We start from the raw sequence: 13,366 nt of genomic DNA on the forward strand, positions 1-13,366 counted from the left end.
AATCTTTGCCATAATTATGGAAATCCGTAATTCGGATATTTTTTTTATTTCTATTTTTATGTAGTATCAAAAATTAGAATGATGATTAAAAATATACTTGGATTAGACTTGGGAACGAACTCTATTGGGTGGGCTTTAATAGAAGTTGATGAAAATAATATCCCTATCCGAATTATTTCTATGGGTTCCAGAATAATTCCTTTATCAACAAGTGATAAGGAAGAATTTCAAAGAGGTTTGTCAATTACCAAAAATCAAAGTAGAACGGTAAGCCGTACTCAGAGAAAAGGCTATGATAGAAAACAATTAAAGAAAAGTGATTTAAAGAAAATTCTGAATAAGTACAATATTTTCCCAACAGAAGAATTGTTAAAGCTTCCAATGCTTGATTTATGGAAACTAAGAAGTGACTCTGCTAATCCCAATGAAAATATTTCTGCACAACAATTAGGACGCATTTTCTATATGCTTAATCAGAAAAGAGGGTATAAGTCTGCCAGAAATGAAGCTAATTCCGATAAAAAAGATACAGATTATGTTCAGGCGGTAAAAGGACGTTACGCTCAGTTGAAAGACAGAGAGCAGACTATTGGACAGTATTTTTATGAGGGGCTTTCTACCGCTTTTTCAGACAAAAATAATCAACAGTATTTTAGAATCAAAGAAGAAGTTTATCCAAGAGAAGCTTACATAGAAGAGTTTGATACTATAATTAATGCTCAAAAAGATAAGCATGATTTTCTCACAGATAAAGTGGTCCATCAATTAAGAAATGAAATCATTTATTTTCAAAGGAAACTGAAATCTCAGAAAGGATTAGTGAGTATTTGTGAACTTGAAGGTTTTGAGAAAACTGTTTTTGATAAGGAAAAAAACAAAAATAAAGTGGTGTTTATTGGGCCTAAAGTAGCTCCTAAAACGTCTCCATTGTTTCAGCTTTGCCGGATCTGGGAAGTTGTCAATACGATTACTTTAAAAATAAAAAATCCAGAAGGAACCCAATATAAATGGGGTGAAAAGATTCCGGATTTAAAGGAGAAAGAAATTTTAGCAGATTATTTATTTAAAAATGAAAGTTTAAGCTTTAATAAACTTCTCGAAATTTTAGAATTAAAAAAAGAAAATGTATATGTGAATAAACAAATCCTGAAAGGTATTAAAGGAAATGATACGTATGCAATGCTTCATAGTGTTTTAGGCGATAATGAATTTTTGAATTTTGATGTATCTATCATTACTTCAAATCATACTGCGATATTGGTGGATAAGAAAACAGGCGAAATTCTTGAAGAAAGAGCTGGTCTTGAACTTGACGCGTCTTTGGAAAAAGAACCGTTATATCAACTATGGCATACCATTTATTCCCTGAAAGATTTAGATGAGTGTAAAAATGCATTAATTAAAAGATTTGGCTTCGATAAAGACATTGCTGAAAAATTATCTCGTATCGATTTTAACAAACAGGCTTTCGGTAATAAATCGAATAAATCGATGAGAAAAATTCTTCCTTTTCTGATGGAAGGCTATGATTATTCTCAATCCTGCAGTTTGGCAGGTTATAACCATTCTAATTCTTTGACGAAAGATGAAAGAGAACAGCAAATTACCTTAGACCGATTAGAACTTCTTCCTAAAAATAGTTTGAGACAGCCTATTGTCGAGAAAATTCTGAATCAGATGATTAATGTAGTTAATGCAATTCTTGAGCAATACGGAAAACCATCTGAAATTAGAGTTGAACTTGCCCGTCAACTTAAACAAAGTAAAGACGAGCGAAATGAAACTGATTTGCAAAACTCTAAAAATAAAAAGCTCAATGAGGAAATTGGAAAACGATTAGCGGAATTAGGGCTCCCAGTAACCAAGCGTTATATTCAAAAATATAAATTCATTTTTCCATCACTTAGTAAAAACCTGAAAGATGCTCACGTCAATAATCAATGTATTTATTGTGGAGAAACTTTCAATTTAACAGAAGCTTTGAGTGGAGATGCTTATGATGTTGACCATATTGTACCGAAAGCTTTATTATTTGATGACTCACAGACCAACAAAGTTTTGGTTCATCGAAAATGTAACTCTACAAAAACTAATCAAACTGCGTATGATTATATTGCTACAAAAGGTGATGAACAGGTTAGGGTATATTCAGAAAGGGTAGATGATTGGTTCAAGAGAGGAATTATCTCTTACAGTAAAATGCAAAGGTTGAAAGTTTCACACAAAGAGTACTTGGAAAGGAAAAAACTTGGAAAAGAAACAGAAACGGATAAGAAGCTTTGGGAAAATTTCATAGACAGGCAATTGAGAGATACTCAGTATATTTCTCGTAAATCAAAAGAAATTTTGCAAAAAGTATGCAATAGTGTAACAACAACAGAAGGTGGAGTGACTGCAAAACTTCGTAATTTATGGGGTTGGGATGATGTTTTAATGAATCTACAAATGCCTAAATACAGAGAATTAGGGCAAACCATCATCAAAGAGTGGACAAGCGAACACGGGAAAAGAAAACATCAAAAAGAAGAAATCGAAAACTGGACAAAAAGAGACGATCATCGTCATCATGCCATTGATGCTTTAGTAATTGCATGTACAAAACAAGGTTTTATTCAACGGATAAATACTTTGAATTCGAGTGAGACAAAAGATTTGATGATAAAAGAAGTTGGGGAAGCTAAAATAGAATTTAACGAAAAGACTACACTTTTAGAAAAATATCTAAAAACTCAGAAGCCTTTTAGTACACAGGAAGTAATGAAAGAAGCTGATAAAGTTTTAATTTCTTTTAAAGCAGGTAAAAAGGTTGCAACGATAACTAAATTTAAGGCAACAGGAAAAAATACAGAGACAGGTGTAATCGTTCCAAGAGGGGCTTTACACGAACAATCTGTTTATGGTAAGATAAAAGTAATCGAGAATGATAAACCTTTAAAATACCTGTTTGAAAACTCAGATAAAATTGTAAATCCAAAAGTTAGAAATCTTGTTGAAACAAGGCTCTCAGAAAATGAGAATAATTTTAAAAAGGCTTTATCAACAGTAAAGAAAAATCCGATCTTTTTCAATAAAGAAAAAAACGAGATCTTAGAAAAAGCATCCTGCTACAATGATGCCACTGTTTTGAAATATAAGTTACAAAATATAAAAGCAATTCAGGCTGATGATATTGTTGACGAAAGAGTGAAATCTTTAGTAAAAGAAAGGCTTGTTCAATTTGGAAATAAAGAAAAAGAAGCTTTCAAGGATACATTATGGTTTAACGAAGAAAAACAAATTCCGATTATAACTGTTCGTTTGTTTGCACGTCCAGATGCTAACAATTTACAGACAATTAAGAGAGATGAAAATGGTAAAGATATTGGTTTTGTTTTGACAGGAAATAATCATCATATCGCAATTTATGAAGATAAAGACAATAAACTTGTTCAGCATAGTTGTACATTTTGGCATGCAGTAGAACGAAAAAAATACAATATTCCTGCTGTTATTGGAAATTCATCCGATGTTTGGAACCAATTATTAGACAAAGAACTTCCAGGATCAGTTTTGGACAAATTACCTGCGGATAAACTCAATTTAAAATTTAGTATGCAGCAAAATGAAATGTTTATTCTTGGTTTATCACAAGATGAATTTGATGAAACAATAAAAATTAATGATAAATCTCTATTGAGTAAACATTTGTACTTAGTTTGGAGTATTTCTGAAAATAATTATTGGTTCAGGCATCATTTAGAAACTAAAAATTCTGATTTAAAGAAAACCGATGGTGTTAAAGAAAGTAAAAGACTTTATAATATTAGAAGTTTGGGCTCTTTGTTTTCTTTAAATCCAATAAAAGTCAGATTGAATCATTTAGGAGAAATTACTAAAATAGGAGAATAATAATTATGATCACTCGTTCCATCTACATTGGCAATCCTGCTTATCTTAAACTTAAAGATGAGCAAATGTATATTTTGGAACCTTCTACTCAAGAAATGAAAGGTAAAGTTCCAGTGGAAGATTTGGGGTTGCTGATGTTGGATCATTTCCAGATTACCATCTCACATCAGTTAATTCAGAAAATGATGGGGAACAATGTGGTAGTGGTCAGTTGTGATAGCCATCATTTACCACACGGAATTATGCTTCCGTTGTATGGGCATACTGAGCATTCCGATCGGATCAAAGACCAATTAGAAGCCAGTGAACCACTCAAAAAACAACTTTGGAAACAAACTGTCGAATGTAAAATTGAAAATCAAAAAGAAGTTTTAAAACGGTTAGGAAATTATTATGAACCAATGATTGATTATCAGAATAACGTGAAAAGCGGTGATATGACCAATATGGAAGGCATTGCTGCACAACATTATTGGAAGTATCTCATCAGTCTGGATTTTTTGAGACAACGTTTTGGAGATTCACCCAATCAGTTTTTCAATTTTGGATATTCGGTTCTAAGAAGCATTGTTGCAAGAGCGATTGTAGAGACCGGATTGCTTCCTGTTCTAGGAATTTTCCATAAAAATAAATATAATCCTTACTGTCTTGCCGATGACCTGATGGAACCTTATCGCCCTTTTATCGATTTACTAGTAATGCAATGGCTTGCAGTCAATTCAGAAACTGAAGAATTAACTAAAGAATTTAAAGCTTTCATCTTACAGATTGCAACCAAAGATGTGAAAATAGATGATAAAATCAGACCATTATTAGTTGCGGTAAAAACAACAGCCACATCACTGTATAAATGCTATACGGGAGAAAAACGTTTGATCTCTTATCCTGAATTAATATGAATGCCGAAAGGTTTAATGCTTACCGAATTATGTGGGTTTTAGTATTATATGATTTACCGACAGAAACTAAAGCCAATATGAAAGATGCCAATCGCTTTCGTAAATCTTTGCTTGATGATGGTTTCACATTATTTCAGTTTTCAATGTATGTAAGACATTGTCCAAGTCGCGAAAATGCTGAGGTTCATATTAAAAGAGTGAAGTTTATGCTTCCAAAAGCAGGTAAAGTTGCCATTATGTGTATCACTGATAAACAGTTTGGAGATATTGAAATATTCTTTGCCAGAAATAAAGAAGAACCGCCTCCAACCTTTCAACAGCTTGAATTATTCTAAATTTTAAATCCTAAGAACAAAAACAATCTGCTGATTTTCAGTAGATTGTTTTTTGAGGCTGTGACTAATCACGAAGATAATAATTTTTGAAAGCAATTCACAACTTTGACCCTTCCAACAATAAAGACTCTTCAGCTGTGACTAATCACGAAGATAATAATTTTTGAAAGCAATTCACAACACTAATAGCGTCCAGGAATATATTAAACTCGCTGTGACTAATCACGAAGATAATAATTTTTGAAAGCAATTCACAACGCTCAAGCCAAGATGATCCTGAATCGTTAGGCTGTGACTAATCACGAAGATAATAATTTTTGAAAGCAATTCACAACCCAGGACCGATATATTCCAAGTGGATGAACGCTGTGACTAATCACGAAGATAATAATTTTTGAAAGCAATTCACAACACAACACTGGAGCTGTTAGAATCACCGACAGCTGTGACTAATCACGAAGATAATAATTTTTGAAAGCAATTCACAACCCATCATTGTCCCAATCCTTTGCGGTGTCCGCTGTGACTAATCACGAAGATAATAATTTTTGAAAGCAATTCACAACCAGTAACAGTTAGGGTTGTAGAAGAAATAGGCTGTGACTAATCACGAAGATAATAATTTTTGAAAGCAATTCACAACAATGGGAGCAGTTCTACTCTAGAAGTGAAGGCTGTGACTAATCACGAAGATAATAATTTTTGAAAGCAATTCACAACCAAATGCTGATTCAAATCTAAAAAATGAAAGCTGTGACTAATCACGAAGATAATAATTTTTGAAAGCAATTCACAACAGCGACACCATTAAGTATATACTCAAGTATGCTGTGACTAATCACGAAGATAATAATTTTTGAAAGCAATTCACAACCCGTTTACTATAATACCGCTCTTTAACACAGCTGTGACTAATCACGAAGATAATAATTTTTGAAAGCAATTCACAACCTACCAGAAAAGCATATAATATGTCTTTAGCTGTGACTAATCACGAAGATAATAATTTTTGAAAGCAATTCACAACTCCTGCCACTCCCCAATCACCTCAGCGGTTGCTGTGACTAATCACGAAGATAATAATTTTTGAAAGCAATTCACAACCATAGGGATAATACTCCCACGAATCGCCGTGCTGTGACTAATCACGAAGATAATAATTTTTGAAAGCAATTCACAACTGCCATCTTAGGGTAGCACTTTAAAAAAAAACTGTGACCAATCACGAAGATAGTAATTTATTCTTTACCAAAATTATACTATTATTTTTGCAATGCTTAATAAATAAAAAAAGCCTGATTACAACAAAATGCAATCAGGCTGTATAATAAACTTGAAATTAATTAAGGCAGTACTTCATTATAATAAAGCGGAGTATCATTGTTTTTATCATATCCTATTATAATAACTTTATACTTCTTCGCATCATCATTGTTGTAAAACTGTACTTTTGATGGCTCTTCAGGCAGCGCTTCAAGAAAGGAATTCCAGTAAAGAACACTTCGGGTATCCTGTGCAACTCCTTTAAATTTTTCATTTTCATAAGAAGGAGCCTCAAATGGTGCTTCTTTATCATATCCGGTTAATGTAATCTGTCTTAACTTCGATGATACAATTTTCTCGGAAGAAGCTCCTCGACGGCTATAAATGGCGATTGCTCCATTACCACCACCACCGAAACCGCCTGCAAAAAAACCTTTTATAACTTTTACCATGGCGATGTCGGAAGTAGATATATTGTCTACCTGGCTGGGATCAACAAGCATTTCGTCAAGATAGATACCCACTTGTGCTCCTCTTAGGGATGCGGTGTAGCTTCCGCGCTGCATTTGAATCGTTAAGCCAGCAACTCTTCCCTGCAGCCACTTCAGAATATTGTTTGAAGTCATCATGGAGGTTTCATTTACAAAATCAAAAACCTGTTCATTAACACTTTTGAATTGGGGACTGCTTAATTCATCATTTAATTTTTTAGTCTTATTCTTTACTTCTCCCTTCAATTTTATTTCTTCAATATTGGTGATATTCTCACTGATGACTTTTTGGGCATTGAGTGCTGTAAGCGATCGGCTGACTTCATCAGAAGGTTTATCATCTGCAGGACGTTGAACCAATTTATAAGAGGTTGATGGCAGATTCTTTTTATAAGGGATAAAACTGAACGTTGGCTGGAAGTAAACAGAATAATTATTATTAATATCCTTTGGCTCAGAATTTAATTGATAAAAGAATTTCATGGAGTCCTCAAAAACCAGATTGTTCAAGGTCAGAAAACCATTGTTATCAGACTTTATCTGAGACATTCTGGATCCGGGTTCCGAACCGAAAATTAAATTTACTTCAGTATTAGGAGCCGGTTTTCCCTGAATATTTACTTTTCCTTTGTAAGAAAGATAACTTTCCGGCTGATATTTGATCATTGGGTAGTTTCCTGTCATAATGGATTTCCATTCGAAGCGCTTCCATTTTTCTGAAATCAGCAATGCATCCAGTGCATCTGTATTACGGGTTTTCGTAAAGTATTGGGCAGGATTGGTAATGGATGAGGTAATATCTCCGGTTAGCCATAAGGAACTCAATAAACTCTGATCCTCTTCGCTACTCTTTGTATTGGCATCAAGCACCAAAACAGTATAATTGGAAAAATTGGCATCTTTGGGAATGTTAAATGAGTTTTTTTCACGAGGTGCATCCCGTAATGAAAGAGATTGCAATGTTGGTTGTTTGAACTGCAATAACTGAGGTTGAACAAAAGAAAGCCTGTTGGAAACAACATTCTCCTTATCATCAAAAACAGTAAGCTGTAAAATTCCACTGACAAGTTGGTTGTTGGAAATTGAATATTGAGTCTCGTTATTGATTTTGCTGATCTTCGCCTTATAAACAAGTTGATTATTAATTGTTCCAAGAACAGTATAATACTGAGATTCCTGAGATGGATTTTTGGACTTTAAAGTATACTTTACATGGTCTTTATCACTTATCACCTGTAGATTTATACCTGATGAAGAGACTTCAGGCAGCATGATATTTTGCTTTTGTCCGTTTTTATCCTGGACAATCAATTGGTATTTCTTTCCGCTTTTTGGAGTGATATTGAATAGTCCGATATTCTGGTCAAACCCTTTAAATGTTATGATTTTTGTATCCGGATTATCAGAATCTACGACATATCCTTCCCAGTCAGAAGGTGCTGTTCCGTTGGATTGTAGTCGTACTGCTATTTTTGTATTGATTCCGTCTATAAAACTTCCGCTTTCCGGATACGCGGATACGGTCCATGGAGTAGGATTGGCTATTAATTTTTCCGGTGATGAAGGATTATAAACAGCAATAGGTTTTATAAGTTGAAAATCTTCATTGAAATTAGCCATCCATCCAGTATAAGCTCTGATATAATAAACGTCTTCTTTCAAAGAAGCGGGAAGAGCAATGTTTCCACTTCCTTCTCCATTAATTAATGGGACTAATTTTTTACTGATCTGATTTTTGTTGCTGTCATACAATTCTACAAATAAGGTAGTAGAAATAGCAGATGTAGTGTAACCATCAAATACAAAAGACTTGAACCACAGATTTTCCCCCGCGATATAATTACTTTTGTCCAGCAGTATATGTATTTTTTCCTGAGGATATTTCTGTTCAAATGTTTTAAGAGCTTCTTCAGCCTTGGTTTGCGCATTAAGACAATAGATCGTACTTACTGCTAATAGTGTTATTAGTTTTTTTGTCATATTCCATTAAAATTTGCGTTTTTCTTAAGAATCGCCAAAAATACATTTTTATTGTGATGTGCAATAATGAAAATATAAAACAATGAAGATTATATAAAGATTTGAGTTTAGACAAATCGTAGGAGTACATTTTATGGACTTCTGTATTAAATAAATTAAAAATCCATTCTCGGTCTTTATGAATGTAATCTTAAGTGATTGAAAATTAATTTTTAAATTTCTATTTACTATGGTTTTGTATTTAAATATTTTACTTATTTATGTTTTCATAATATCAAAACTAATAACATGAGAAAAATATTTACATTATTCATTTGCTGTTCTTTTTTAGCATCTTGTTATCAAGGAGAGCATGAAGAACCTAAAAAATGCAAATGTAAGGTACAGGAGTATGAGCGGGTTGTTCTATTTAAAAATGAACATGATGGCAGTTATACAGATTATTCCGACACCGGATGGATTGCTAAAGGTGATCTTCAGGAAGATAATGCAGCTGATTGCTTTAGAGATCAAACGGTGAAGAACCAGGAATTCTCCAGCAGTTATGACTCACAGTATAGAAGAGAGGAGTCTCGTAAATGGGTTTACAACTGCAAATAATATAGAATTTTGTATTTCTTGATGTATGATAAGGTTCCTCCAAATAGGTTTTTCTATTTTTGTTCCCGAAAACAACAAAATTTCAAACAAACTTTTTAAACAGTTCAATATGAAAAAAATTAGCGTAATTGCATTAGTAGGAGTAGGATTGCTTTTAGCATCATGTGATAAACAAAAATCTGCAGATTCAGCAGCTACGGCTCAGGAGCAAACAGTAGCTGAGAGCAAAGGTGAAGTATTGGCAGTAGATGCAGCAGCTTCAGTAGTAAACTGGAAAGCATTTCACAAAGGAGGTATGGCTCCACGTTGGGGAACACTTACTGTAAAATCAGGAGATATCAGTGTTGAAGGAGGTCAGGTGTCTGCTGGAAACTTTGTGATTGATATGAACTCTATCAAAGTAGATCCGGCTTCAGTAACAGAAAAAGATAAAAAACCTGCAGATCTTGAAGCTCACCTGAAAAATCCTGATTTCTTTGATGTAGCGAAAAACCCTACTTCAGATTTCAAAATCACAAGTGTTTCAGATTTGAAAGAAGCACCAAAAGATGCAGTAGCAGGAGCTAATAAAACAGTAAGCGGAAATCTTACATTATCAGGAAAAACAATGAATGTTACTTTCCCTGCTAAAGTAGATGTAACAGAAAAATCAGCAGCTGTTCAGGCTAAATTTACAGTAAACAGAGCAGACTGGGGAATCAAATTCGGTACTTCTGAAGCAGACCCTGCAGAATGGATGATCAGCAAAGATATCGAGATTGCTATCGATGTAAAAGCTAAAAAATAAGTTATTTAAATGATAATAACTACTGAGCTGTCTTCATGAAGGCAGCTCTTTTATTTTTGAGTTTTCTGTATTCAATAAGATAAAAGAAATCAATTCCAAATCCCCGAATTCTGAATTCTCACACAATATTCACTTCCAAGGTACAAAGGATTACTATGTTTTTCAGACCAGAATCCATCCAGCACATCTTTACTCAAACAACGGTATACCGCAACTCCTTTATAGATGTTATGATCTTCCCCTTCATAGTTGAAGTTGATCACCAAAATATGGTCCTTATAAAACCCTGTGCCGTGTTGCAGATGATCACCAATAAGCCATTGGGCAATAACTCGGTTGTTTTCATCAATGGACAAGGTTAATATGCCGTGATAAGAAGCGTGTGAAGACTCTTCCTGATTGCTTCCTTCGATAGAATAACTTCCTGCAAGATCCTGTACTGTCATTGATTCGTTTTTATGAATGGCAAATGTAAAAAATCTTGTTCGGATAGCACTACATATATTTTTCGTGTCTTGGATTAAATTTTCGAAATTTCCCCATATATAAATTAAACTTTATTTTTGCTGCAAAATAATTTTAGAATGCTTCCTTTCCTGTTCATAACTAACCTATTTACATTTGGAGTTTTCGGCTTTGATAAATGGCAAGCCAAAAAACAGCAATGGAGAATTTCCGAGAATACTCTCTTGGGGCTTTCTCTTATAGGGGTCGTAGGAGCAGCCTTCGGAATGATTATTTTCAATCATAAAGTTTCCAAAAAATCATTTCTTGTAAAATTTTTCATTGTGGTTTTAATTAATCTGGTCCTTTTTTACCGATTGATAAGGCATTGATATAAAAAAGGTTACATTGTTTTTGTTAAATGTTAAATATGATAATAAAATAGTTGTTGTTGTGATTTTTTTATATTTTTATCATGCTAATAACAAATAAACAAAACAACATGAAAAATCTCAAAAAAATTTCCAGAATTGAAATGAAATCAGTTCATGGAGGAATTGTTAAGGGAATGGTAAGATGTAAAGATGCCGATACATGTGCCGTAAGATGGGGGTGGGGAACCGGATTCTCCAGTAACTGTGGCGAGTTTGACATTATATGTGGTGAACCGCCTGCAGTAGATCCATGTGATGTACAAATCTGTATATAATAGAATAAAGGGTGTTTTTTAACACTCTTTTTTATAATCTTGTAAATAAGTTATTTAAACAAAATATTAAATATTTCGATAAGTAAATATTTTTTCATTAAAAATCACTACTTTTGCACCCGTAAAAATCTTTTATGCAAAACATTAGAAATATTGCGATTATCGCACACGTTGACCACGGAAAGACGACTTTGGTTGACAAGATCATTCACGCTACCAATATTTTCAGAGAAAATCAGGAAAGTGGGGAGTTAATTATGGATAACAACGATCTTGAAAGAGAAAGAGGGATCACAATCTTATCCAAGAATATTTCTGTTACTTATAAAGACACAAAAATTAACGTAATTGATACTCCTGGTCACGCCGATTTTGGTGGAGAAGTAGAGAGAGTATTGAAAATGGCTGATGGGGTTATTTTGTTAGTGGATGCGTTCGAAGGACCAATGCCACAAACAAGATTCGTACTACAGAAAGCATTGGAATTAGGATTGAGACCATTAGTGGTGATCAATAAAGTAGATAAGCCAAACTGTCGTCCTGACGAAGTTCACGATAAAGTATTTGACTTGTTCTTCAACCTTGAAGCTACAGAAGAGCAGTTGGATTTCCCTACATTCTATGGATCTTCAAAACAAGGTTGGTTCAACACTTCATTAGAACAAACTGAAGATATTATGCCATTATTGGATGGGATCTTACAGTATGTTCCTGAACCTAAAATAACTGAAGGAAATCTTCAGATGCAGATTACTTCATTAGATTTCTCTTCTTTCTTAGGAAGAATTGCAATCGGAAAAGTAACAAGAGGAGAGCTTAAAGAATCTCAGTGGATCGGTCTTGCTCAGGCAGATGGAAAAGTGGTAAAAGGAAAAGTAAAAGAATTATACGTTTTCGAAGGTTTAGGAAAGAAAAAAGTAACTGAAGTACAAGCAGGAGATATCTGTGCTGTAGTAGGTTTTGATGCTTTCCAGATCGGAGATTCTTTCGTAGATCTTGAAAACCCTGAACCATTGGAAAGAACTGCAATTGATGAGCCTACATTGAACATGACGTTCTCAATTAACAATTCACCTTTCTTCGGTAAAGACGGTAAATATGTTACTTCAAATCACCTGAAAGAAAGATTATACAAAGAATTAGAGAAAAACTTAGCATTAAGAGTTCAGCAGACTGATGATGCAAACACTTTCTTAGTTTTTGGTAGAGGTATTCTTCACTTGTCAGTTTTAATTGAAACAATGAGAAGAGAAGGGTATGAAATGACAATCGGTCAGCCACAGGTTATCTTAAGAGAAATCGACGGAGAAAAATGTGAGCCTTATGAATCTTTAGTTGTTGACGTTCCTGAAGAATTTGCTTCAAGAGTAATCGACTTGGCAACTCAGAGAAAAGGTGACCTTCACATTATGGAAACTAAAGGTGAAATGCAGCACATGGAATTCGAAATTCCTTCAAGAGGTCTGATCGGATTGCGTTCTCAAATGTTGACAGCTACTGCAGGTGAAGCTATTATGGCACACCGTTTCACAGAATACAAGCCTTTCAAAGGTGCTATTCCTGGAAGAAGTAATGGGGTGTTGATCAGCAAAACTCAAGGTCCAGCTACAGAATATTCTATCGCTAAATTACAGGATAGAGGTAAGTTCTATGTTGATCCGGGTGAGGAGATCTATGCAGGTATGGTTATCGGTGAGCAAAATAAGCCAGGTGACTTAGTTGTAAACATCGTTGAAGCAAAACAGTTGAATAACATGAGAGCTTCTGGAAAAGATAAAGATACAGGTGTTGCACCAAAAATCTTATTCTCTCTTGAAGAATGTATGGAATATATCCAGGCTGATGAAGCAATCGAGGTTACTCCAAACTTTATCAGAATGAGAAAGAAATTACTTTCTGAAGAAGAAAGAAAAAGAGTAGAAAGATCTGCAAAAGCATAATAAAAATCTTATACATAAAATCAAAGCCTC

General features: G+C 34.0%; 10 protein-coding genes and 1 CRISPR repeat array. Of the genes, 8 read left to right on the forward strand and 2 right to left on the reverse strand.

Annotated elements, in window-relative coordinates:
- Nucleotides 1-81: 81 nt before the first annotated feature.
- The 3 genes from cas9 to cas2 are packed head-to-tail and all read left to right on the forward strand — an operon-like array spanning nt 82 to nt 5,122.
- Entirely contained in the window at nt 82-3,888 is a 3,807-nt protein-coding gene (cas9, locus tag DBR39_RS22680) for a type II CRISPR RNA-guided endonuclease Cas9 (protein ID WP_185147245.1), read from the forward strand.
- Between the two features lie 5 nt (nt 3,889-3,893).
- Nucleotides 3,894-4,787 carry a type II CRISPR-associated endonuclease Cas1 gene (gene cas1, locus DBR39_RS22685; protein ID WP_124536957.1) on the forward strand — a complete coding sequence of 298 codons (894 nt, stop codon included), beginning with the start codon at nt 3,894-3,896 and terminating at the stop codon, nt 4,785-4,787.
- A complete protein-coding gene (cas2, locus tag DBR39_RS22690; protein ID WP_034678328.1) occupies nt 4,784-5,122 on the forward strand; it encodes a CRISPR-associated endonuclease Cas2 in 339 nt (112 codons plus the stop codon). Before cas1 ends, cas2 begins: the two co-directional genes overlap by 4 nt.
- A gap of 57 nt (nt 5,123-5,179) precedes the next feature.
- Nucleotides 5,180-6,303: direct repeats of the CRISPR family, unit length 47 nt; unit sequence GCTGTGACTAATCACGAAGATAATAATTTTTGAAAGCAATTCACAAC.
- A gap of 162 nt (nt 6,304-6,465) precedes the next feature.
- Here the strand turns inward: cas2 and DBR39_RS22695 are convergent.
- Complete coding sequence (locus DBR39_RS22695; protein WP_124536959.1) at nt 6,466-8,856, reverse strand: hypothetical protein; 2,391 nt, start codon at nt 8,854-8,856, stop codon at nt 6,466-6,468.
- Between the two features lie 288 nt (nt 8,857-9,144).
- Between DBR39_RS22695 and DBR39_RS22700 the strand changes: the two genes are divergently transcribed.
- On the forward strand, nt 9,145-9,456 hold the full coding sequence (locus DBR39_RS22700; RefSeq protein WP_124536960.1) for a hypothetical protein: 312 nt from the start codon (nt 9,145-9,147) through the stop codon (nt 9,454-9,456).
- 109 nt (nt 9,457-9,565) lie between these two features.
- Complete coding sequence (locus DBR39_RS22705; RefSeq protein WP_124536961.1) at nt 9,566-10,243, forward strand: YceI family protein; 678 nt, start codon at nt 9,566-9,568, stop codon at nt 10,241-10,243.
- 89 nt (nt 10,244-10,332) lie between these two features.
- On the opposite strand, the gene DBR39_RS22710 is transcribed toward DBR39_RS22705, so the two are convergent.
- Nucleotides 10,333-10,689: a hypothetical protein gene (locus DBR39_RS22710; RefSeq protein ID WP_124536962.1), complete on the reverse strand. Its 357-nt coding sequence runs from the start codon at nt 10,687-10,689 to the stop codon at nt 10,333-10,335.
- A 138-nt stretch (nt 10,690-10,827) separates the two neighbouring features.
- Between DBR39_RS22710 and DBR39_RS22715 the strand changes: the two genes are divergently transcribed.
- From DBR39_RS22715 to typA, 3 genes are all read left to right on the forward strand, one after another.
- Nucleotides 10,828-11,079, forward strand: coding sequence for a DUF1294 domain-containing protein (locus DBR39_RS22715; protein ID WP_124536963.1), 252 nt, complete (start codon nt 10,828-10,830; stop codon nt 11,077-11,079).
- Nucleotides 11,080-11,189: 110 nt separating this feature from the next.
- Nucleotides 11,190-11,396: a bacteriocin-like protein gene (locus DBR39_RS22720; RefSeq protein ID WP_103232728.1), complete on the forward strand. Its 207-nt coding sequence runs from the start codon at nt 11,190-11,192 to the stop codon at nt 11,394-11,396.
- A 134-nt stretch (nt 11,397-11,530) separates the two neighbouring features.
- The gene (gene typA, locus DBR39_RS22725) at nt 11,531-13,336 is read left to right on the forward strand and encodes a translational GTPase TypA (protein ID WP_103232727.1); all 1,806 of its coding nucleotides are present in this window, start codon (nt 11,531-11,533) and stop codon (nt 13,334-13,336) included.
- Nucleotides 13,337-13,366: the final 30 nt, after the last annotated feature.

Origin of the sequence: Chryseobacterium sp. KBW03 (assembly GCF_003852415.1) — a bacterium.
In the GTDB taxonomy this organism is placed as follows: domain Bacteria; phylum Bacteroidota; class Bacteroidia; order Flavobacteriales; family Weeksellaceae; genus Chryseobacterium; species Chryseobacterium viscerum.

Excerpts from the sequence above, each read along its gene's own strand:
- cas9 (WP_185147245.1), top strand. The coding sequence starts at position 82 with ATGATTAAAAATATACTTGGATTAGACTTGGGAACGAACTCTATTGGG.
- DBR39_RS22705 (WP_124536961.1), top strand. The coding sequence starts at position 9,566 with ATGAAAAAAATTAGCGTAATTGCATTAGTAGGAGTAGGATTGCTTTTA.
- DBR39_RS22700 (WP_124536960.1), top strand. The coding sequence starts at position 9,145 with ATGAGAAAAATATTTACATTATTCATTTGCTGTTCTTTTTTAGCATCT.
- DBR39_RS22710 (WP_124536962.1), bottom strand. The coding sequence starts at position 10,689 with ATGACAGTACAGGATCTTGCAGGAAGTTATTCTATCGAAGGAAGCAAT.
- DBR39_RS22715 (WP_124536963.1), top strand. The coding sequence starts at position 10,828 with ATGCTTCCTTTCCTGTTCATAACTAACCTATTTACATTTGGAGTTTTC.
- cas1 (WP_124536957.1), top strand. The coding sequence starts at position 3,894 with ATGATCACTCGTTCCATCTACATTGGCAATCCTGCTTATCTTAAACTT.
- DBR39_RS22695 (WP_124536959.1), bottom strand. The coding sequence starts at position 8,856 with ATGACAAAAAAACTAATAACACTATTAGCAGTAAGTACGATCTATTGT.
- cas2 (WP_034678328.1), top strand. The coding sequence starts at position 4,784 with ATGAATGCCGAAAGGTTTAATGCTTACCGAATTATGTGGGTTTTAGTA.
- typA (WP_103232727.1), top strand. The coding sequence starts at position 11,531 with ATGCAAAACATTAGAAATATTGCGATTATCGCACACGTTGACCACGGA.
- DBR39_RS22720 (WP_103232728.1), top strand. The coding sequence starts at position 11,190 with ATGAAAAATCTCAAAAAAATTTCCAGAATTGAAATGAAATCAGTTCAT.